This window comes from Okeania sp. SIO2B3, assembly GCF_010672525.1.
Lineage (GTDB): Bacteria > Cyanobacteriota > Cyanobacteriia > Cyanobacteriales > Microcoleaceae > Okeania.
In genome coordinates, this window is the sequence record NZ_JAAHGH010000004.1 from 324,379 (window position 1) to 348,531 (window position 24,153).

A 24,153-nucleotide genomic window follows, 5' to 3' on the forward strand; every position below is an offset into this window, starting at 1 on the left:
CCATCTATATTTTTTCTATGTCTTACTCTGAGCATTCAAATCACAAAGATCTGGTTAAACTCCTTTGCGCTTACTTTTCTCAGCGAGGTTCTTTTTTAGCTCAAGTCATTTGTGCTGATATTCAAAATTTACCTCATCTAACTAAACCTACTCAAACTACTGCTGATAATAAGTCTCAGCATCAGAACATTTCGCCTTCTATCAATAAAGTTACTACAAACCACCACGCCAACCAGGAGCATCCTGTAAAATCGACAAATCCTGTTACTCAAGAAGTTACTCCGCTCCCAAAATCTGTATCTCAATCTCAAGAACAAACTTTAGATGTAGAGTCAATTTTGATCGATCTAGTTGTCGAGCAAACAGGTTATCCAGCAGATAGTATTTCCCTTGATGCCAAACTTCTTGATGACCTGAATATGGATTCCATCAAAGCTAGTGAATTAATTGCTTCTGTTGCCAAAGCTTGCAACATAGCAGGTGTCATCGAACCCTCAAGTTTAGCTAACGCTAGTCTCAAAGAAATTATCCAAGTCATTCACTCAACCATGGGGGGAATAACTCAGACTACACCATCAATAGAACACAACAGTGAAATTATACCTCCACTTTCCCCTGCTACACAAGCAGATCAGGATTTAACCTCGTTACTCCTAGGTTTAGTAGAAGAGCAGACAGGATTTCCCAAAAATACTCTCAGTCTAGACTTGCGCCTGTTAGACGATCTCAATCTCGACTCTATTAAAGCAGCATATTTAATCGCTATAGCTGCGAAAAAAGCTGGTGTCATCGGCAAAATAGACCCCTCTACCCTAACTAACTCTACCCTAGGGGAGCTAGTAGTAGCACTTCAGCAAAACCAGCTAGTTTCACACTCAGAAGAAAAATTCATTCCCCAACGTCAAAAGATAACTCAGGAAAATCATTCCACCTGGGTACGCAATTTTGCCATTGAATATGTTCCTGAAGAAATTTCGGCGGTACAAACTAATTGGTCTCAAGCTCGTGTTTTGATTGTTACTGAAGAAGGCGATCGCCATTTTTCCCAAGTGCTCATGGCTAAACTGCAACAACATCAAGCTCAAGTGAAAATTATCACCTATAACCAAGTAAACTCCTTAGTGAAAATTATCACCTATAACCAAGTAAACTCCTTGGAAAATCATTGGTCAAGCCGTTTTACTCACTACTTAGCTATTTTACCGAAAACATCATCGTCACAGAAGATGCTTCCTTTAGCACAGATGATTGCTCGCCTCAAGAGTATTACCACTTTACCCCCAGCAAACACAAATTATTGTCTGACTTATGTACAATTTGGTGGCGGACATTTTGGCAGTCAAGGAGCAGCTATTTCTCCTGAATTATGTTGTGCGGGTGCTTTTGCTCGCAGTCTTCATTTAGAGCGTCCTCACAGTCGAGTACGAGCAGTCGATCTCTCTCCAAATATTGAAGACTCAAAGGCAGTCGAACTCGTGATCCAAGAAATGGGTACGACAGAAGCGGTCGTCACAGTAGGCTATGATCAGAAATTAGTGCGCTTAGTACCCCAAACTCGCCTTCAACAACCTGCTACCTATAAACCTCGCTCCCTCTCTTGGTCAGCAGAGGACGTGATTCTTGTTACGGGAGGCGCAAAAGGTATTACTGCTGAATGTGCGCTAGCTTTGGCAAAAACCACTGGTGTCAAAATGGCTTTAGTTGGTCGCTGTCCAAGGGAAAACCCAGAAGTAATGCAAACCTTAAAATGCTTCCAATATGAGGAACTAATTTGTCAGTATTATGCTGCCGATATTACGAATTCCCAAGCTGTTGTGGAGTTAGTACAGAAAATTACCTCTGAACTCGGTTTGATTACAGGTGTCATTCATGGTGCAGGGTTAAATACACCCCGTCGTATCGAACAAGTAACTCTAGAAGCAGCGCAAAAAGAAGTTTCCCCAAAAGTCTTGGGCGCTTATAATCTTTTACAAGCTCTCGCCACGACACCTCCTAAACTTGTGATGGCATTTAGCTCTATTATTGGTGTCACAGGAATGCCTGGTAATGCTTGGTATGCCTTTGCTAACGAATCTCTTACCCTTTTACTGCGTCAGTTTCAAGCTAAAAATCCTCACACTCAAGTTTTATCCCTAGCTTACAGCGTTTGGGATGAAGTAGGGATGGGTGCGCGGATGGGTAGCATCACAACTTTAGAAAAAATGGGAATAGAAGCAATTCCACTCCAGGAAGGAGTAGATCGTTTTCTTCAGTTGTTTGAACACGATCCTGGAGTTTTGCAAGTTGTTATTAGCGCTCGTTTAGGAGGTCTTGATACTTGGTCGCCAGTTAAATTAGGTCAAACCCATCTATTTCGTTTTATCGAACGGGTGCTTCATTTTGAGCCTCATGTTGAGTTAACAGTGCGAACCCATCTCAGTCTAGAACGAGATTTGTACGTTAAAGATCATGTCTGGCAAGGCTCTTATTTGTTCCCGACAGTCTTCGGTTTAGAAGCAATGGCGCAAGCAACTGCTTATGTTACTGGGGAAATACACAATAAAATTGCCAGGATTGAAAATGTATCTTTGCATTACCCTATTGTCATTAACCCAACTCATGGGGTAGAAATTGAAATTCATGCCGAAGTTATGGAAGCTTTGGCTAACGGAGAAAAAGCAGTTAAAGTAAGCATTCGCACTGAGCAAACAGAATTTACAACAGATTATTTTGCTGCAACCTTAATTATAGGAGAAATAAAACCTGGTATCAAAACCAATCTTCAGTTAGGAGAACCTCTAGCAATTAATCCCCAAACAGATCTTTATGGAGATTTGCTATTTCAAGGAGAACGGTTCCAACGCATAGGTGGAATATATTCTCTTAGCCAACACCACAGTGTTTTTCGTTCCTACGCCATTACTTCTGAAACAGAGCTAGTTCAAGAAAGCTTTGGCACAGAAATGGAAAGCTATATGCTACTCGGCGATCCTTATTTGAGAGATGTTTTACTACAGTCATTACAGTTAAATATTTTCCCATATATTTGTTTACCAATCTCAATAGGTAAAATAGAATTTTTCCAAAATTCTCATTTTCAGGAAGATGACAGAATAGTAAATGCAAGTGTTTTGTCGATCGAGCAAGAAGGTAAGGAATACATTGGTGAAGTATTTGTGAGCGATCAACAAGGGAATATCCTGGAAAAACTCACAGATTATCGCGTGCGAATTATGGAAGAAAATCTTTCTAATCCCACCGCTGAAGAACTAGCAAATCCAGGACAACGAGATGCTAAGACCCTACAAGATAAATTAAAGGCTGCTTTTGAGGCTTTGGAATTAAAACAACCGGGAGTTGCCTTAGGATATGCCCCAAACTTACAAGTTCTGCCCAAACAACAGCGACGACAACAAGAAAAGCCAATCATTGCCAAAGCTATTCAAGCACAGTTAGGGTTATCCTCAGAACATCCCCTAGACTTTGAAATTACCACCTTAGCATCAGGACAACCAAAATTAGTAGGTACCGCCGTGGCCGGACTCCATGTGTCTTTGTCTCACTGCGATCGCTATTGCCTGAGTGCTGTTGGCTATACTCCACAGGGTGTAGATATTGAACTAATCACTCATCGTAGTCCTCTGAACTGGGTTGCCCTTCTCAGTTTTAAACACAGTACCATTCTGAATGAATTAGCAGAGGAAGGTGACAGTCTGGATCAAGCAGGAACTCGTATCTGGTCATCAATAGAAGCAGTTCGCAAAGCCTTTAATGGAACTCATCCAGAATTCTCAATTGTCAAACATCATCAGGACAGCGTTTTATTAAAGGCCACGATCGCCCAGGGGGATTATTTAGTAGTTACCCAACCTGTAAAACTCACCCGTCACCCAGAACGCATGGTTGCCATTTTGGTTCCTCAAGAACAACTTGTTTCAACTCCATCCTCATCTGACTCTGAAGTAGCAGTATTCAAAGATGATGGCAATAATTCCCATATCCAAGAAGGCTATCTGGGACAAGTAGTTTACGAAAAACGATTTCAGCTCAGTTTTAAAGATAGTGGCAGTCTCAGTCGAAAAGTCTATTTTTCCCAATATTTCAGTTGGATAGGAAAAATCCGGGAATTTGCCCTGGAAAGTATTGCACCACAAATGTTATCTGACTTCTTTACCGGAGATTGTGGCATGGTAACAAACGCAGTCAGTATGCAAGTGTTAGGAGAAGCTACCTCCTACGACACCATTCAAGCAAGAGTGTGGTTAGGAAATGTAGTTGGATCTACCTTTGATGCTTATATAGAATTCTGCAAAGTCTTACCAGACCAATCTCTAGAAAGAATTATCCTTGCAGATGTCAAATCTACATGGGTGCATTTAGAGAGTTACGGGGTTCCAGCACAGGTGCCTTTACCTTCCTATTTCCAAAAATTCCTCAACCAATTTACTTCTAAAGAACCAGTTAGTCTCGATCTCAGAAACCCTCAAACTTTTTCCTTGCCATCATTACCCGCACCTCTTGCTAATATTGAGGCAGGAGCGATCGTCTACCAATCCCCTTCTGAAAATATTTATGGTAATTTACTGTATTCAGAAACTTATCAAACAACCTTAGAAGAGTCAAACCTAGTCGGCAATGTTTACTACGGTAATTATTTTATCTGGCAAGGGCGAACTCTAGACCTGTTCCTGTATTCAGTTGCCCCCGAATACCTAAGAGTCTCTAATCCTCAAGGAGAATTAATTTGTCTCTATACTCGCATGGACTTCTTACAAGAAGCAATGCCTTTTGACAAAATTCTTGTTCTTCTCTATGTAAAATCTATTTCAGAATGTGGGGCTGTTTTCAATTTTGAATTCTTCCGACAAGAACCTGATGGTAAACGTAAAAAACTTCACGTTGGTCAACAAGAGGCAATATGGGCTGGTCGAGGTCAGGATGGAAACCCTGTGGCAACTCCCTGGCCACAAGTTATTTTAGAAGCTCTGATGAATACCTCTGTTCAGCAATACCTTAATAATTAATTATTAATTATTAAGGTATTGCTGAAGCGCCTATTTGATATTAATCCTAATTACTTAGGAGTCAACCCACCCGCGCGCCCCTCCACCGGAGGGGTTATATCATGTCCGAATAATCAGTGATAAAAAAACCTTTTCTCTTCTAACCTTTTCTTTCCTTCTGCCTTCCCCTCCACGGTCGCAGGGCTAATTCATTGTCGTAGCGAGAATATTCATCAGAAATACATTTAATTGTGCAAATATACAAATCTCCCCATCTCCCCTGGGCTAATTCTTTGTCGTAGCGAGAATATTTACAACCCTATATTTTTTTGAGTTCCTTGCTATATTAGCTGTCAGCTATCAGCAACAAGACTCTCTCATATAGGATAGTGTTTAAATTAATATAGACTTTAAGGGCAAGGGAGCCAACTTTTGTAGAGAATTAATAAAGCTTTTATCGTCAACTAAAAGCAATAGCTTTTTGCGTAGCATCCCGCAGGGAAGTGCTGATAGCTGACGGCTGAATGCTTACGATAACTGATGACTGATAACTGAAATTACCTACTTATTCACTACAATTAAATCAAATAAAATATTGTGGAAATTTATCAAATATAAATGGTTATAATCCACTATTTATGCAGAGTCATTTCATTCTAGATTTTGGCAATTAATTTGGGTGTATCTCAATTTTGAATAAAGCCAAAATTTATCGCTTTTAGGCAAAAGCTCATCTGGTAACAGGGAATAGGGAATAGGGAATATATAGGCAAAAAGTATTTTTGCAAATATGAGATGCACCCATGAATTTATTGATTTTCAGACAGCAAAAGATAAATTTCCTAAAGCTTGAAATAACATGGTTTCATCAATATATAAAATGGCACAGTTTAGAATCAAACAGCCCTGCTATTTATGGGGGCTATTTGAATTTAGTAAAAGCATTAGAAGATGTTCTAATTAATTTGAGTTCAAAATATATAATTAATTTTGTGTAGGTACTTATGAATATACTACTCAGCAGGAAAACAGTTTTAAAAGTATGAAATGATTTTATACCAGTTTGATGCCGGGCTGTAAAGAATTATGAAATTTATTAACTTGTCTGTCTCAATTTACAGTCAACTCTGATTAAAATATTATTCTATGCAACTTGATATTAATTTGGTATTAAACCTTTGTTTATAGATATTGATAGTGAAAAATATTCTAAAAATCTTAACTCACTTATGGTATCATTGTAAGAGAGTATCTACGCAAGTAATAATTTACAAAATAATGAGCTTACTATGTAGATAATATTATTACTTTCTTAAAATTAGTTAAATGAAAAGAATAATAATTGTAGACAATGAGCCAGACCTGGAGTATTTATTCAGTAAAAAATTTAGAAAAGAAATTAAATCAGGTTCTCTCAAATTTATTTTTTTTATCTCAGCAATTGAGGTACTATCATACCTAGATTCTCAAGAAAATGATTCCATAGATTTAATTATATCTGATATTAATTTACCTACAATAAATGGCTTAGAAATGCTCAAAAAAATTAAAGAAAAATACAAGAAAATAAAAGTTTTTATGTTAACTGCCCACGGCTATGATGAACACTACAAAATTGCCAAAGAATATGGTACAGATGACTATCTAGTCAAACCAATTAATTTTGAAGAAATTAAACAAAAAATACTCGAATTATAGTACAAAAAATAAATCCTAAAAATCATGTTATCAAAAATACTTGTAGTTGATGACGAACCAGATCTACAATCATTAATTTGCCAAAAATTCCGGAAGCAAATTATGCAAAAAAAAATCAAGTTCGTGTTTGTTCATAATGGTATAGAAGCTTTAGAAGCCCTTGAAAATGAAACTGATATCGATCTAATGCTTACTGATATTAATATGCCTAAAATGGATGGAATAACTTTATTGACAAAGCTCTCAGAAAAACCAAATAAAACAATTAAAACAGTCATTATTTCTGCTTATGGAGATTTTAAAACTATCAGAAAAGCTATGAATTTAGGGGCTTTTGATTTTTTAACTAAACCCTTAGATTTACATGATTTAGAAATTACTCTAAGTAAAACACTCAAAGCTGTGCAACAGGAAAAAGAAGCACGAGAGCAGAAAAAGTTAGCAGAAAAAGCTCATGCAGAACTATTAAAACAACAAACATTGCGCAAAAGTGAAAAAAGATTTAGAGCATTAATTGAAAATTCTTTAGATCTAATAATGATTTTAAATCCTAATGGAAAAGTTATTTATTCTAGCCCATCAGCCCAAAGATTTTTAGATGATTTTAATCACAATAATTTGAATATATCAATTTTCAACATTATTCATGCTAACGACCGTCAATTAATCAAACATATATTGCAAAAAATAGTTAATAATCCATTAGAAAAACAGTATATTAATGAACTTAAAATCATAAATCAACGGCAAGAATTACAAATATTTGAAGCAGTATTTACCAACTTAATCTTGGATGATGATATAACAGGAATAGTAGTTAATTGTCATAATATTACAGAAATAAAAATAGCAGAAGAAAAATTACTCCATGATGCTTTTCATGATTCCTTAACTAAATTACCTAATAGGGCATTGTTTATGGATAGATTATCTCATGCTTTTTCTAGATACAAGAGGTCTCATCAATATAAATTTGCAGTTATTTTTATAGATTTAGATAGGTTTAAAAAGGTTAATGATAGCTTAGGGCATTTAGCTGGAGACCAGCTAATTATTGAAGTTGCAAATAGACTCACAGAAGATATGCGTTATGATGATACTGTAGCTAGAATGGGAGGAGATGAATTTGCTATATTATTAGAATATATTCAATCTGAAGAGAATGCTAAATATATAGCCAAAAGAATTCAAAAATTGCTACAATTATCATTTAAAATAAATAATCAAGAAGTTTATACCAGCGCAAGTATTGGTATTGCTTTCCCCAATCAAGATTATCAAAATTCTACAGATATTCTCAGAGATGCAGATACAGCTATGTATCGTGCTAAAACTCTAGGAAAAGCTCGTTACGAAGTATTTAATCCATCAATGTATGCCGATAATTTAGCACAACTTAAGTTAGAAATAGACCTTCGACAAGCCTTAAAATTTAATGAATTAGAATTATATTATCAACCAATTATTTTGTTAGAAACAGGTTTACTTTGTGGCTTTGAAGCATTACTAAGATGGAAACATCCCCAGCGAGGAATAATTTCTCCAAATGAGTTTATTCCTATCGCAGAAGAAACAGGATTAATTGTACCCATTGGTTGGTGGACACTAGAACAAGCTTGTAAACAAACTTATGATTGGCAAAAACAATTTTCTATCCAGCCTTTAACTATTAGTGTTAATCTTTCTGGTAAACAATTTTCTCAAGCTCAACTGGTAGAACAAATTGATCAAATATTATCTGGTACTGACTTAGATTATCATAGTCTCAGATTAGAAATTACTGAAACTACAATTATGGAAAATGAGAAGAATGTTATGGGAATATTATCAGACCTAAAAGGGATGAATATACAGTTAAATATTGACGATTTTGGTACTGGTTATTCTTCATTAAGTCGCCTGCGAAATTTTCCTATTGATACTTTAAAAATTGACCGTTCTTTCGTGATGACAATGGATACTGAACCAGAAAATTTGGAGATTACTAAAGCAATTATTAGTATGGCAAAAAGTTTAGAAATAGATGTCATTGCTGAAGGTGTAGAAACATCTACTCAACTGGCTTTGCTGAGACAACTTAAGTGTAAATATGGACAAGGATATTTCTTTTCTAGACCTGTTAATAGTTCGCAAGCTACTAATTTAATTGCAGCAGCTAAAATATGGTAAAATTAAATGTATCCCACTTAGTTTTGTGACTATATTGGTAATACAATAATTAATTCCAACTTAAATGAAGTTATGCGAGCAAAAATACTGGTTGTGGATGATGAACCATCCTTTCAATCAATCATCAACCAAAAATTTAGAAAAAGAATTAGGAAAAAAAACCTCCAATTTATTTTTGCTTCTAACGGTTTAAAAGCTTTGGAAAAGTTACAATCTGAACCAGATATAGATATGATATTGACTGATATTACCATGCCAGAAATGGATGGTATTACTCTACTATCTACTCTTTCTGATATTCATCATCCTACACTTAAAACAGTAGTTATTTCTGCTTCTAGCGATCTGACTCTTGTGAGAAAAGCGATGAACTTAGGAGCATTTGATTTTTTAACTAAACCCATAAATTTAGATGATTTAGAAATTACAATTAACAAAACTATAAATCATGTTCAACAGTTAAAAGATGCACTAAAACAGGAACATTTAATAGAAGCAGCTCAACAGTTATATGAAAGTGAAAAAAGACTAGAAAAATTCTTAGAAACTTTGCCAGTAGGAGTATTTGTAGTTGATGCTGATGGTAAACCTTTCTATACTAATCAAGCTGCAAAAAATATTTTTGGTAAAGGGATAGTAGCTGAAACTACTCCGGAGCAAATTCCTAAAATTTATCAAATTTACTTAGCAGGAACAGAACAATTTTACCCCGTTGAACAACAGCCAATTTTCATAGCCTTGAAAGGGCAAAATTCTACAGTCGATAATATGGAAATTCGTCAAGGAGAAAGAATAATACCTGTAGAAGTATCAGCAAGTCCAATTTTTGATGATACTGGTCAACTAATCTATGCGATCGCCACTTTTCAAGATATTACAGAAAGAAAAAAAGCAGAAGCAGAAAGAATTCAATTTACTCAACAATTAGAACTCAAAAATATTGAATTATCTAAACTTAATCAAAGTTATAGTCGGTTTGTTCCGAAACAGTTTCTCCGGTTTTTAGGACATGAAAGTATTGTAGAAGTTTCTTTGGGTGAATCTGTACAAAAAAAAATGTCAATTTTATTTTCTGATATTCGTGCTTTTACTACTCTTTCAGAAAGCATGACTTTAGCAGAAAATTTTAAATTTATTAATGCTTATCTTTCTCGTATGGAACCATTAATTACTGCTAATTATGGTTTTATTGATAAATATATTGGTGATGCCATTATGGCACTATTTGGTCGGTGTCCTGATGATGCCGTCCAAGCTGCTTTAGGGATGCTTTTAGAACTTAATCAATACAATATTATTCGTAATAAATATCAGAAATCACCTATTACTATTGGTATCGGAATTAATACAGGTTCCTTAATGTTAGGAACAGTGGGCGGTACAAACAGAATGGATACTACTGTCATTAGCGATGCTGTAAATTTAGCTTCTCGCCTGCAAGATTTAACTAAAGTATATGGTGCTTCTTTAATTATTAGTCAAAAAACCTTTCTTGAGCTTAAAGATTATACAAAATATAACTACAGATTTCTTGGTCAAGTTAACGTCAAAGGGAAAAAAGATGTCGTGTCTTTATTTGAATTATTTGATGCAGACCCCCCAGAAATAATCGAACTTAAAAAACAAACTAAGACATTATTTGAAGCAGGAGTTATTAGTTATTACTCTCAGCAAATGGAGCAAGCTACTCAAATATTTCAGGAAATTATTAATTTAAACCATCAAGATAAAGCTGCTTATTTCTATCTCGATCGAGACAACAGGGTATAGGGGTAAAAACAGAAGCTCAAATACTATCTAAAGATAATCTTTCCCTAGTTTATTTTCAAATTTTTTAGTGGTAATATCATGTCCGGATAATCACTTACGCTCTAAATAGGGTTTGCTTATGGAAGTCTTATGGGTAAGGGTAGGAGACAGGAGACAACCCACCCCTCGCCCCTCCCGCTCTCAGGAGGGGAAGACAGGAGAAATGGGAATTATAGAGGAGGTAGGAGAAAGAATAATCAAGGGATTATTCTGCGCAACTATAAGCCTAAAATGCGCTCTTTTTTGAACCATTACGAGCATTAAGCTTGGACTTTTTTTAACTAAAAAATGCGCTCAACCAATATAAGTCAATGGTCAAACCTAAAAACTATTGGTATTATGAAGTATCTAAAACAGCACCTCAATATGCTTTAAGGTATTTATCAGAAGCTTGGAAGCGCTGCTTTAACAGAGTATCTGGCCAACCTAAATTCAAGAAAAAAGGTAGGGATGATAGTTTTACTCTAGATGGCTCAATATCGGTAGGCTTTAATCAGATTAAATTACCAAGAATTGGATGGATTAAAACTTATGAAGTATTGCCAGATAATGTTAATCCCAAGTCTGTAACTATCAGCAAAAAGGCAGGTAGATGGTTTATTAGTTTCAAAATAGAGAAAGAAACTCAAATGACTGAGAAATCAGTAGATGTAGTTGGTGTAGATTTAGGTATAAAATCTCTAGCCACGTTATCTACTGGTGAAGTTTTTGAAGGTGCTAAGTCTTACCGAAAGTTAGAAGCTAAACTGTCTAGGTTGCAATATTTAAACCGACATAAAACGAAGTCATCTCGCAACTGGAAAAAAGCACAACTCAAGATAGCCAAACTACACAGCAAAATAGCCAATATTAGAAAAGATGCATTGCATAAATTAACTACTTACTTAGCTAAAAACCACAGCCATATAGTAATAGAAGATTTGAATGTATCAGGAATGATGTCCAATCATAAGTTAGCCAAGGCTATTGGGTCTATGGGTTTTTATGAGTTTCGTAGACAGCTAGATTACAAATGTCAACTGTACGGCTCATCTTTAACCATTGTAGATAGATGGTTTCCTAGTTCTAAGACTTGCAGTAGGTGTGGTTTTGTTAAAGAGTCTCTGTCTTTATCTGAAAGAGTGTTTAAGTGTGAACATTGTGGTTTCAGTTGCGACCGCGATTTAAATGCTAGCTTAAATCTAGCTATGGCGGGCAGTTCGTCCGTGTCAGCTTGTGGACTGGATAACGCCGACGTTGCCAGGTTGAAGCAGGAATAGAACAGATTATTTATAGAAAATCATAGATTTATGTAGATAATCGTAGGTTTCTAAGAACGGTTCTATATAATAAGTGTTAAACCGGATTTGATATTACGCAGGGACTCTATAGATAGCTAGTGCAAATGCCATTCGCTCCTACAGATGGTGCTTTAAAGGTCAACTTGTTTAATATAAAAGTAATTATGCGTAAGTCCTGACTTGGTCCTCTCCTACTGACTCGGTCCTCCCCCTCCCCTCCTGAGAGGGGGAGGGACGAGGGGTGGGTTGACTCCTAAGCAATTAAGATTAATATCATACACGGGCTTCAGCAACGCCGAAAGTCCCTACTACTTTACAAGTGGGTAAACTCTAATCACTACCCAAAAGACTTACTAATAAAGCTTTTTGAGCGTGCATCCGGTTTTCTGCTTGATCCCAAACTCGCGATCGCTCTCCTTCTATCACTTCATCAGTAATTTCTTCATCCCGATGAGCTGGTAAACAATGCAACACTATCACATCATCTGCTGCACTTTCTAGCAACTTTTCATTTACCTGATAGGGCTGAAAAATAGGTATCCGACTATTAGCTTCCTCTTCTTGTCCCATACTTGCCCAAACATCAGTATAAAGCACCTGAGCGCCCTTAACTGCCACTTGGGGATCTTCAGTAACTATCACTTCACTCTTACCATTAGTAATAGTCTTTGCTTGCTCCACAATTTCCATATTTGGTAGATAACTTGATGGAGTTGCTATCCTGACATTCATCCCTACCATTGCACAACCTAACAGTAAAGAATTTGCCATATTATTACCATCACCAAAATAACTTAAAGTTAATCCATCTAGCTTGCCAAAACATTCTTGAATCGTCAATAAATCAGCCATTACCTGACAAGGATGTTCCCTATCTGTCAGAGCATTAATAACAGGAATTTGAGTATAACTTGCAAAAGTTTCTAAATCTTTTTGCTCAAAAGTCCGAATAGCTAAAATATCTAAATATCGGTCTAAAACTCTAGCAGTATCAACCAAAGGTTCTCCACGACTAACTTGAGTAACATTAGGATTCAAATCAATAACTTGACCTCCCAATTGATACATTGCCACAGTAAAACTTACCCTAGTTCGTGTCGAAGCTTTAGAAAATAATAGCCCCAATACTTTATTACATTTGAGATTTATTTTACCTGATTTAAGTTTGGCTGCCAGTTGTAAAATTTCTTTTAATTCATCAGAACTCAAGTCTGCTAAACTTAATAAATTGCGTCCTTTTAAACTATCCATAATTTATCACTAATGTCAGGTTACCAATTATATTGTTTCAGTTAACATTGAAATTATTAAAAAGGTTGAGGCAAGTTTCATAACTGGGATGAAAATTTTCACACCAAATTATTTATATTTAAAACCCGCCATAACGAATTCCAAAGCTACTAGAATTAATATTATTTCTTGATGAGTATAGTTTTACACTTCTCAACTATTTAGAGCAAAGACATTATAATATCTTTACTTTAGTAAGTTAAAAGTTAATTTGGTTCCATCTATAACAATTTTTCTTCAAGTCCCAAAACAGCCGTCGGAGCATAAAGGCCATAGTCCGACACCTAATATCATGTCCGGTTGAATACTTATAAATATAACTATTTATTTGTAGCAAATATTGATTAAATTGGTATAACTGCTGTTTGTGATGCTTAAATTTGGCCACTATCTCCAGACCGACTCTAAACCTTAGTCTTTTTCCTCCTACCATAGGTATAGTTCTAATTTGACTGAAGGATTTCCTGTTATAAACCTATATTTAGAATCTGCCGAATTATAGCCAGAAGTACATTACATCATTTATTAATTTTAGCGATCGTCGATCTATTAGAGACTGTTTGTCAAATAATTTATTCAGAGATTATGGATCGAAGTTCATACAACAGCTAGTAATGGAATTATCAGACAATAATATAATTTGATGAGATGCTTAGTTGCGATAACAAGGATTAAAATAATTGCCAATATCTATCATTAAAACCTTTAATTAACTATCTAAATTTCGGCGATTTACTTGGGCTTGTATGATTCGTTTTTGAAATTATTTGAAATTATTTAAAATTATCAAAGCCCATGAAAAAAAATTACCAAGGACTACTAATAAGAGTAAATCCTGACCAATAAAAAGGATGAGAAAAATCTGTTTCTCCCAAGATTTGTAAACTCTGAGGCAAAAGAATTTCTCCTCTAGAAAATTTCAATTTTTCCCTAGCTAAATACACATCTCCATGAATCATTTTAATTTGAGCTTGTCTGATTGTTTCAGCCTTAGTTGATGCTGTTTTTAACTGTTCATAAAATTCACTCATTAAAGCCAAAGTCCCAAGATCATTAACATACCATAAACTTGCTAATGCAGATTGAACCCCTGCTTGTAAAGCTAATCCAGCAAAACCTAACTCCACATCTCGATCTCCCACGGCTGTTTTACAAGCACTTAAAACTAATAATTCAGCCGGAGGGTCATTCCAATTAATCTCTTTAATTTCGTCTAAATGGAGCTGAGTATTCCAAAGTTGAATATAAGACTTTTCAGGTTTTCCGGGTTTAAATTCTGCATGAGTTGCTAAATGAATAATATTAAAAGATTGAGAAGAAAGTTGATTTTTTAAGTTTTTTAAGGTGAAGTCCTGATTAAGAAATAATTTTCCAGGCCAACCTCTAGAAAGATTTTTAGTTGAGATATTTTCTATGAGATTTTTATCAACAATTGTTGATAGTTCAATTGGAACAGCAGGTAAAGGACTTTGGGTCGGAAATTCTGAAGCACCCATTGCCAAAATTCTGGCTTTTTGAATGGGAGTATAATTGGAATCAATTAAATTAAATGCAGGAATAATTGCTAGGCTATATTTCTCTACTAAAAATTGTTTTCCATCATGTAATGCGGCTATTGGTAGAGTACGCAAACCTGCTCCTAAACAAAACAATATTGTGTCTATTTTTTCTTCTTGGAGATTTGCTTCAAAGGGTTCAACTATCGATTGATAAAGTTGTTGAGCCAGACTTAAGTAAGAATCTGTGAACAGCGTCTGAGGATTAGTAATTTCATTATTAAATAATTTGACTTTACGAATAAGGCTTTCGCGTTTGAGGGAGTCAATATCTTGAACTAAAGGTTTTTTTCCAGGAGAAATTAAAACTAAATGTAAATGTTCAGATTCAGGAATTGCCCAAAATACGGCAGGTCTTATATTACTTTTTTGGCTAATTTCTAACAATTTTTGAGCAATGTCATTACCCGCTTTTGAAACTTCTGAAATTTCTCGATCAAAATAATCCTCAAATTCTTTTTCTAGCCTTTGTTCCATTTTCAGAATTTTTTCCGATTTAGTGATATTAGAAATCATATTGTATCTATCTTTCGGACTTACAGTTATGTCTTCAGAAAGGATTTTTTCAGAATAAAAACTAAGCAGAATAATTAGGGAAAGAATTAACCCAAAAATTGTTCTAACTTTGTATTTGCTCTTAGGAGAGAAGAATTTTCGGAACATATAATAATTGGTTTAATGAATTGAAGATTTAAAACTATATTTAAGGTATTTACATACCCTTGGAAAGTAATATAGCATTTCCCAAGCTAGTGAGGTACAGTAATCTTTTTTATTCCTATTCCCTATTCCCTATTCCCTGTTGCCTGTTGCTTGCTGCCTGTTGCCTAAAAAAACGAATTTTGTATCTCACCAGTATGAGAATTGCTATATTAACACAGTAGGGAAATATATTTGCTAGTGCACTCTGAATATTGCATAGATAATTAAATTACTACTCTATCTACTCTCCTATTTTATTAAACCTATCTACAACTATGGTTAACTCAGCTTATCTTTAACTAACGCCAATTTTGGAATTTTTGGTGCGGATGCTTCGTAAGCATTCAGCATTCAGCATTCAGCATTTCCGTTTGTCATGCTGCGCAAACAGATACATGAACATATTCAAGAAATTACTAAGGTTAGCTGAAGACATTTTTTTTATAAGTTTTAATTCTCCTTGAAGACTAATTCCTATTTTGAGCTGATAATGAGCTAAGAACTCATAGCTGATAACGTAGTTCCGACCATAGGAGGCTAGCTGATAGCTGATGGCTGAATGCTGACGATGCTTCAGTCTGCTTAGAGTTGAGAAACGTGGTATTCTATTTAAGAGTAAATAAATATTTATATGAAAAAATGACAAACGTTATTTGCGCAGAAACTACTCCTAAATTGCTAGTTGTCGCTACCGGTAATCCGGGGAAAGTTCAAGAAATACAGGAATATCTAGCAGATTTGAATTTACAATTACAACTAAAACCAAAAGATTTAGAAGTTGAGGAAACTGGGGAAACTTTTCTAGCTAATGCTCGCCTCAAAGCAACTGAAGTGGCAAAAGCTACTGGAAAATGGGCGATCGCTGATGATTCGGGATTGGCAGTAGATGCTTTGGATGGCAGACCAGGTATTTATTCTGCTCGTTATGCTCCTACTGTTGCTGAACAAATAGAGCGAGTATTAACAGAATTGGCAGATAATTCTAATCGTCAGGCACAGTTTGTCTGCGCTCTTGTCATTGCTAGACCTGATGGCACAATTGCATTAGAAACAGAGGGAATTTGCCGTGGAGAAATTCTATATAGTCTCCGTGGCAATAATGGGTTTGGTTACGACCCCATTTTTTATGTTCCTTCACAAGAAAAGACTTTTGCGGAAATGTCTGCTGAAATGAAGCGATCGCTCTCTCATCGCGGTCAAGCTTTCCAAATATTACTACCTCAGATGAAAGCTCTTTTTGCCTAGTGGTAAAGTGCGCAAATAAAGCGGGAGTTAAACTTATAATGGGAAGAGAAGGAAAAATTATGAAACTAAGATCACAGGAGCAAAGCCAATTGCTATTACTTTAAGCGATCGCCAAAAACAGATTTTAGAGAAAATTTTTTGCTCGCCCTCTTCACCCGGACATGATATTATACCTCAAATCAGCAATGTCAGTTTTTATGGAAAATCACAGACAAATTATTTGCAGGCATTTCTACCATCTCCACAAACCTTAACCCTTCTTTTTCCGCTACTGCTATAACATCCTCTAAATTTCTCAATCCCCACTCAGGATCTTGAGAACGCAAAGACTCATCAAAATTCAGATTACTCGGTGTAGTATGTTCCCCACCTTGTTTGTATGGACCGTACAAATACAGCACCCCATCCTTCGGTAACAAACGCCGCGCACCTGCCATTAATCCCAAACAAGTTGACCAAGGACTAATATGAATCATATTAATATTGACAATAGCAGCAATCTCAATACCTTCTTTTTCCACCGCCCAAACCGACTCTCGCACATCAATATCAAGAGGAGAATGCAAATTATCTGACGGACTATGTTGTTGCCAAGCCACAATACTATCGCGCAACATTGGGTTAGGGTCAGAAGGAAACCACTGACGAGGTTTTAGGTGGGGAGAAAAGAAAACAGAATGTTCTCCCGTACCACTAGCAATTTCTAAAATATTTCCCGTTGGAGGCAAAACTCGCTGTAGCACTTCCAAGATAAATGAGCGGTTGCGTTCAGTTGCGGGAGCATATTGCCGAGCATCGCTAAAAGAAGTCATAGTTCAAGAATTTAGAATTTAGAATTTAGAATTTAGAATTACTTCTTCTTATTTATAAGAAGATTGACTAATCATGAAAATTTTTCTTTATTATCCCCTTAAAAGGCTATGCTTTAAACCACAATTTTTCGGTAATGATTAAATTTTTTAACTAGCTATTAGCATTTATAGTCATTTAACTTTAGATTGAGACAAAGCTTTCTTGCTCTGAGGAAGTTTCAGACGAAAAAACGTCTCATTTTTAAGTTAAACAACTATAGTTGAGGACTTAGCAGTTAAGAATATGGTCAAGAATCACAACCCACCCCCATCCCCTCCCGGGAGGGGGGCAACAGGGGTGGGTAGTGATGCCAACTGGGGAGAATTAGTTAGGCAACTAGAATACAAAGCAGAATGGTATGGACGGGAATTAGTCAAGATTGACCGATATTTTCCCAGTTCAAAGCGTTGCTCTAATTGTGGGCATATCGTTGAGAAGTTACCTCTAAATATTAGAGAGTGGGATTGCCCAGAATGTGGTAGTCACCATGACCGCGATCTCAACGCTAGTATAAACATTTTGGCTGCGGGAGGAGCAGTGTCAGCGCCAGTCGCTCATGGGGGAGACCCCCAAGACCGCGCTGGCTTGTCTGTGGAGCGCGCCTTTAGACCTTCTGGGAGTAAATCCCGGAGGGCAGGTGCTATGTTAGCGTTTGCGAAGCATGACCATAGGAAAGCTCCTCCGGAGGAGGAAACAGAAAGCCCCTAACAGTAATGTTAAGGAATCCCGCGCTGTCACGCAAGTGCAACGTCGGGAGGATGTCAATTAACGGGACTGGCGCGATTCGAACGCGCGACCTAGCGCTTCAGATTTGTGCGAGTTTCCCCACTCTCTGGACTATCCCTTCACCATAGCTCTAAATAGCTTTAGGTGGTGGCCTAGTTTAAGCAGAATTTTATTTCTCCTTAAAACTCTAGTCTCTGCACCTTCTTCACCAATAATTAGGTAAAACTTGGCTCAAGATTACCATATCGACAAAATAATAGACTTAGGCTTCCTTGAATTTGACCACATTCACTCACGAAGTTTCCTCACATGGTGCCCGATACTTCAGGAGGCGCTTGCTCTATCCATCTGAGCCACAGCCCCATATTTTTTGATGGTCAGTAGAATATTTAACTTGTATGCTATACACTCTACATATCAACCTTGACATACTCCCGACGTTGTGCTTGAGCGACAACGTCAGGATTCTTCAACCCGCAAAGGAGTTGCAGTTTATACAGAGGTGATGCCCTCCCCCTGTGTTCTTATATTATAACATGGTCGCTTTCATCCCGACGTTCCCTTGCAAGAGAACGCGGGACTTCTCGCTATTTTTTGTTAACTTGGGACTTTAACTAAATTTAAGGTGCTAAAGCATTGCCCCGGAGAAGACTACCAATAGTTTTAGCAGTAATCTTCATCTGAACTAAAGGATTAGCAGGTACGACAGTTTTGTACAAATAACTATCAAAAGTTAGCTTTTGCACATCCATATCAGCACACATTTCTACAAAAGCTTCGCGAGTAGCATCAGAACGATAGAATACTCTCTGTAAAATATCTAATACTGTATAAGTCATGCCATATTTCTTATCCCACCGCTTCAGATAAAGCTTTAAATCTGCTTCAGTAGGAATAGTCGCACCATTATTAGAAGTCTCCACAATAGTTTCAGCACACATCCGAGCAGACTTAGCAGCAAAATAAATACCTTCACCAGAAGACTTAGTTACAGTACCAGCAGCATCTCCCACTAGAGCAACTCTACCACGAACCCGACGAGGACGAGGATGTTCGGGAATTGGGTGAGCTTCTACCTTAATAATCTCTCCACCTTCCAGACGCTTTGCAGCACGAGCGCGAATACCTGCTTGTAACTGTTTAATTCTGGCCTGGTTAGGTTTCATTGTGCCAGTACCAACAGCAACGTGGTCATGTTTGGGGAATACCCAAGCATAGAAGTCTGGGGAAACATCATCACCTACATACATCTCTGCTAGGTCTTCATAATATGCCATGAGATGTTCTGGCAGACGAATACGCTCTTGGAAAGCGATCGCGTAATTATAATCTCCAGCATCAATGGCCTTCGCTATCCGGGAGTTGGCCCCATCAGCTCCAATAACTAAATCTACTTTTAAGGTCTTAGCTGTCCCTTGGACATTACCTTCTGAATGGTCAGAGTAATGAAGAGTGTAGGGGTCTCTATCATTAGAAGGAATATCCAGTTTATAAACCGTGCCATTAATCAGGTTAGCTCCCAGAGAAGCTGCCCGGTCTCTAAGGAAGCCATCTAAAACTTCCCGACGGCACATACCTATATATTCATCTTGTTTTTGTATATGGATATCCACCTCAACATTGGAGGGAGATATCATTTTCATATTTCTGACCCGGCGATCGATAATTTCTGATGGTAGGTCAAATTCACTAACCATACACAGAGGAATAGCTCCACCGCAAGGTTTAGCATTATCTAGTTTACGTTCAAATAAATAAGTTTCAATACCTGCTTTTACTAAAGTTTCAGCAGCAGATGAACCTGCTGGGCCAGAACCAACTACAGCAACTCTTAGAGTCAAAGGTCTTCTCCCAATCTTTTTTTTATACTTACAAGTTGGGATAGTATCACGGACTTGGGTGTCGTGGTTGATTCTCTGAGGGTATGTGAAGAAATTGCAACAGACCTTAATACTTTGATACTTTTTCTGAAAATGGACTTCTGTAATATCATGTTCAGTTGAATACTTAATAAATAACTTTTGTCAGTCCTCAGTCCTCAGTCCTCAGGAGGGAAGGAGGAAAGTAAAGATAATTTCAGTATTTATTGGCTTTGTTGCATGAAAGTATATAGCTGCCACACTTGCTTGTGCATATGTACAACAATAACGTGCTGAAACTGCTGTAACTATTGGACAATAGATCAATAGAACATCAATGTTTGAGGTAAAAAAGGCTGAAACTTTTACCTGTAAAAGCTTTTAGGTTTAATCAGCACAGCAATAACTATTGGACAATAGATCAATAGAACATCAATAATCGCGAAATAGAGTGATCGCTTTCTGTGCACAGCAATAACTATTGGACAATAGATCAATAGAACATCAATAATCGTGAAAGATAGCGATATAGCTGCGGAATGGATGTTAAGAACGCTACTTTCATGCAACAAAGCCGTATTTATTTGGTACTGTCAATCCTTAAATTTTATTTATAATTGACCCGTCCGAACATAATTTTTTTGATAAAAATAGGCGATAGAGGTATGTATTGGGAAATGAGGGTTTAATTTTTGTAGTATAAATTGGCCTGAATTAATATCTTCTTTGTTATGAATAAAATTGCTGTTGCTTTGATTGACGGATATCAGCAGTACATTTCGCCGAGAAAAGGATTTTCTTGTGCCCATAGAATATTGTACAATGATGAATCTTGTTCTCAATATATAAAGCGTATGTTTATGGAGCAAGATTTATCAGGAGCTATTCAAGCTGCACGTCAAAGGTTTAAAGCTTGTAAAGAGGCTAATCAAATTTTGAAATTACAGGCAGTTAGTCTCGAAAAGAAATCCAAAAAAAAACAAGGTTCTAAGTTCATTAATTGTTGCGGTGATGTAGCGGAAGAGAGCTGTGAGTCTGTATTGCCAGACTGTAATTGTAATGACTGTGATTTTCCAGAATTAGATTGTGGTAGCTGTGAGTTAGATTGTAGCCCAGACTTTGACTGTTGTGGTTCATAATTATCATAGGGTTTGCGCTCAAAAGTTTTATGGGTGAGGGTAGGAGACAGGAGACAACCCACCCCTCGCCCCTCCCCCTCCCAGGAGGGGAAAGAATTGATAATTTATATGTGATGATTGATTTTATTTTTTATTATTGGAGATGTCTATTACTCTTAGGAACTATGGAATAGCTGAAACATAGGAATGTTAACTTCCTTCCTTTTATAACAAGGAACAAATTTGTTAGGACATAGAATGCTGATAAACCTTAGACAGAGAAATAGTTTTCCTACTTTTCCCTGTTCCCTGTTTCCTGTTCCCTGCTTCTATTATAAATTTTCAATTACCTTGTCAATCAAATCACAACCTTGTTCCACCGTTTCCACTTTTGCCAATTGACCCCGCAACTCACCCGCTCCAGGAAAACCCTTAGCATACCAAGTCATGTGTTTGCGAGCTTGACGAATACCGCGATCGCCTTTATATTCCCATAATGCTTGTAAATGTTCTTTAGCACATTCCAGTTTTTCTACTGCAGTAGGCGCTACTTTTTCTGCACCATTTTTCAAGAAATAATCAATTTCTCCCACCAAAAAAGGATAACCCAAAGTACCACGGGAACACATTACCCCATCAGCACCAGTTTCCTCCAAACAACGTATTGCAGCATCCACAGAGAAAATATCCCCATTAGCAATAACTGGAATAGAGAGTATTTCCTTAACTTTTGTAATCCATTCCCATCTTGCCGGGCCATTATATCCTTGGGCACGAGTCCGACCATGTAAAGTTAACATTTGTGCGCCAGCATCTTCCATTCTTTTAGCAAATTCAAGGATATTAATTTCTTTATTACTCCAACCAATTCTTGTTTTTACAGTAACAGGAACAGGCACAGCTTTTACTACTTTACTAACAATTTCTCCAGCTAATTCTGGCTGTCTTAATAAAGAAGAACCACCGCCATTTTTAGTTATTTTATTAACAGGACAACCCATATTAATATCAACAGTATCCGCCCCTTCTTTTACAGCCATTTCTGCTGCTTCTGCTAAGAAGTCAGGGCGACAATCAAATAATTGAATACTTATTGGTCGTTCATTATTATCAACCTCCATTATTTGAGGTAATTCTTTCACATAATGTAATCCTGTAGCGTTTACCATTTCAGTGTACATCATTGACTCTGGAGCATGACGACGTACTAGACGGCGAAATACTAAATCTGTTACTCCTGATAATGGTGATTGAAGCACGCGACTTTTTACTTCAAAATTACCAATTTTTAGTGGAGTAGCTAATTTTTGTTTTAATTCAGGAGATAGAACAGTCATTTCAGTTATCAGTTATTAGTTATCAGTTATTAATACCTCTGCAATAAGGAGGTTTGACATAAGGAATATTCTCTTCTCTTGGTCGATTAGATATGGCGAGGAGACCTCGCCATCTCTCGACCGCTTTTTTATCCCCTTAAGAGGGCGAAGCTTGAGACCAAAGTTTTTTGGTCATAGTTAATTACAGATAATTTTTAAGATAATTAATTATATTATATTAATTCTGGAAATTGTGGTAAATTAATTTTATCTATAACTTGTCTGTGCCTAGCCTCATAGCAGTTATAGAACGACCAAATATCAACCATATTGTAATATGTATGTTATGTATTCTCTGGTTGTAAATTTTTAAATTGTTATTACATTTTGGAGCAGTATCATGGAAATTTTTCAGAAAGTAATATCTATATTAGCTTTTTTATCCATAGGATTTTCTCTTGCAGAAGTTTACTTAACAATGAATCCAATCTGGAAGCGAAAACATGAGCGTGTAGTTGCAGAAAGTCAATCTGTTAGTGGTAATCTACTTTCTTTTACTATTGGAACTATTTTTGCAATTAACTCTCTTTTCACTAAAGAATATGTAAGTTTTATAGACAACATATTATTTAATGGTTTGGCATTGTTCTATATTTTTGTAGGAATGTCATTATGGGTACCTGGAGAAAGAAAAAAAGGCTTCTGGACTTTAATCAAAGAAGCCCTTAATTTTGAAAGAAAAGAAGCTGGAGATTTAGCTAAGTCATTTTTAAAACCTTCGGGAGCTAAAAAAATCATCAATATTTTAAGTCAGGTAGCTATGATTGATGAAGTAATTGACCCCAGAGAAAAAGAGTTTATTCAATCGTTTGCTGACCATTGGGATATTAATTTATCCTGGGAAAATTTAACTAAAAATCTAAGTGCAGGTGGTTCTATAAATTTGATAAATTTACGTCAGGATGTAAATGATTATTTGGCAACTTCTCCACCACAGAAACAAGTATCAGAATTAAAAGATATTATCAATGCTCTGGTGAATATTGATGAAGAAGTTTCTGAAAAAGAAAGGCTAATCATGGGAGAATTAGATGGCTTACTTTCTGAATATATTAGTCAAGAATCAAATGCTGCTAGATATCATGTAATAGTAGCGCCACAAAACGAACGACAGGTTCAAGTAGTGACTACTTCACTACCAGAATTAACAAGATATGAAGTAGGAGAAGGATTTGCTTATAATAGCGGTCCTTTTTATTCTAAAGAATATGCAGATATAATATCTGATGGTTATCGCAGTCTTAATCTTTTCAGCATTGTGACTTTAACTCTTCCTACAGAAATAAATTCTATAAATTCTGAAGATGAGTAAGCAAATTAATCAATTTTTATGAAGAAGGAAGAAGGAAGAAGGAAGAGGGATTTTTTTTGCAGTTCTGTAATTCTGAATAGCTACCAATCATGCTTCCATACCTTATGAGTTTTGGTATTATTGTGAACCGTCTTGGACTATAATACCATTTTGAAAAAAGAATGTTACGAATAATAAGT

General features: G+C 36.3%; 13 protein-coding genes and 1 pseudogene. 9 read left to right on the top strand and 5 right to left on the bottom strand.

Going from position 1 to position 24,153, the window contains the following annotated elements:
• Nucleotides 1-17 precede the first annotated feature (17 nt).
• The 5 genes from F6K15_RS05470 to F6K15_RS05490 all read left to right on the top strand — a co-directional run bounded on the left by F6K15_RS05470 (nucleotide 18) and on the right by F6K15_RS05490 (nucleotide 11,917).
• Nucleotides 18-5,003 (top strand): SDR family NAD(P)-dependent oxidoreductase, encoded by a 4,986-nt coding sequence (locus tag F6K15_RS05470; protein WP_293058044.1) that lies wholly within the window; start codon nucleotides 18-20, stop codon nucleotides 5,001-5,003.
• Nucleotides 5,004-6,308: 1,305 nt separating this feature from the next.
• Nucleotides 6,309-6,680 (top strand): response regulator, encoded by a 372-nt coding sequence (locus F6K15_RS05475; RefSeq protein ID WP_293058046.1) that lies wholly within the window; start codon nucleotides 6,309-6,311, stop codon nucleotides 6,678-6,680.
• Between the two features lie 24 nt (nucleotides 6,681-6,704).
• Nucleotides 6,705-8,849, top strand: a complete 2,145-nt coding sequence (locus F6K15_RS05480; RefSeq protein ID WP_293058049.1) for an EAL domain-containing protein — start codon at nucleotides 6,705-6,707, stop codon at nucleotides 8,847-8,849.
• Between the two features lie 72 nt (nucleotides 8,850-8,921).
• A complete protein-coding gene (locus tag F6K15_RS05485) occupies nucleotides 8,922-10,619 on the top strand; it encodes a response regulator (RefSeq protein ID WP_293058052.1) in 1,698 nt (565 codons plus the stop codon).
• Nucleotides 10,620-10,969: 350 nt separating this feature from the next.
• Nucleotides 10,970-11,917, top strand: a complete 948-nt coding sequence (locus F6K15_RS05490; RefSeq protein WP_293058055.1) for an RNA-guided endonuclease TnpB family protein — start codon at nucleotides 10,970-10,972, stop codon at nucleotides 11,915-11,917.
• Nucleotides 11,918-12,268: 351 nt separating this feature from the next.
• Here the strand turns inward: F6K15_RS05490 and argF are convergent, their stop codons facing one another.
• Together argF and F6K15_RS05500 are read right to left on the bottom strand one after the other, a co-directional pair.
• Complete coding sequence (argF, locus tag F6K15_RS05495) at nucleotides 12,269-13,189, bottom strand: ornithine carbamoyltransferase (protein WP_293058058.1); 921 nt, start codon at nucleotides 13,187-13,189, stop codon at nucleotides 12,269-12,271.
• An 845-nt stretch (nucleotides 13,190-14,034) separates the two neighbouring features.
• Nucleotides 14,035-15,300: a CHAT domain-containing protein gene (locus tag F6K15_RS05500; protein ID WP_293058061.1), complete on the bottom strand. Its 1,266-nt coding sequence runs from the start codon at nucleotides 15,298-15,300 to the stop codon at nucleotides 14,035-14,037.
• 825 nt (nucleotides 15,301-16,125) lie between these two features.
• Between F6K15_RS05500 and rdgB the strand changes: the two genes are divergently transcribed.
• Nucleotides 16,126-16,731: an RdgB/HAM1 family non-canonical purine NTP pyrophosphatase gene (gene rdgB, locus F6K15_RS05505; protein ID WP_293058063.1), complete on the top strand. Its 606-nt coding sequence runs from the start codon at nucleotides 16,126-16,128 to the stop codon at nucleotides 16,729-16,731.
• A 188-nt stretch (nucleotides 16,732-16,919) separates the two neighbouring features.
• Here rdgB and F6K15_RS05510 read toward each other — a convergent pair whose 3' ends face one another.
• The gene (locus F6K15_RS05510) at nucleotides 16,920-17,543 is read right to left on the bottom strand and encodes a DUF938 domain-containing protein (protein ID WP_293058065.1); all 624 of its coding nucleotides are present in this window, start codon (nucleotides 17,541-17,543) and stop codon (nucleotides 16,920-16,922) included.
• A 250-nt stretch (nucleotides 17,544-17,793) separates the two neighbouring features.
• Here F6K15_RS05510 and F6K15_RS05515 point away from each other — a divergent pair.
• Nucleotides 17,794-18,291, top strand: a pseudogene (locus F6K15_RS05515) (RNA-guided endonuclease TnpB family protein); the annotation flags it as partial.
• 638 nt (nucleotides 18,292-18,929) lie between these two features.
• Here F6K15_RS05515 and chlP read toward each other — a convergent pair.
• Nucleotides 18,930-20,150: a geranylgeranyl reductase gene (gene chlP, locus F6K15_RS05520; RefSeq protein WP_293058068.1), complete on the bottom strand. Its 1,221-nt coding sequence runs from the start codon at nucleotides 20,148-20,150 to the stop codon at nucleotides 18,930-18,932.
• Between the two features lie 749 nt (nucleotides 20,151-20,899).
• Between chlP and yidD the strand changes: the two genes are divergently transcribed.
• Nucleotides 20,900-21,307, top strand: coding sequence for a membrane protein insertion efficiency factor YidD (gene yidD, locus F6K15_RS05525; protein ID WP_293058070.1), 408 nt, complete (start codon nucleotides 20,900-20,902; stop codon nucleotides 21,305-21,307).
• Nucleotides 21,308-21,618: 311 nt separating this feature from the next.
• On the opposite strand, the gene dusB is transcribed toward yidD, so the two are convergent.
• Nucleotides 21,619-22,623, bottom strand: a complete 1,005-nt coding sequence (dusB, locus tag F6K15_RS05530; RefSeq protein WP_293058073.1) for a tRNA dihydrouridine synthase DusB — start codon at nucleotides 22,621-22,623, stop codon at nucleotides 21,619-21,621.
• 379 nt (nucleotides 22,624-23,002) lie between these two features.
• Between dusB and F6K15_RS05535 the strand changes: the two genes are divergently transcribed.
• Entirely contained in the window at nucleotides 23,003-23,974 is a 972-nt protein-coding gene (locus F6K15_RS05535; RefSeq protein ID WP_293058075.1) for a hypothetical protein, read from the top strand.
• The last annotated feature ends 179 nt before the right edge of the window (nucleotides 23,975-24,153 follow it).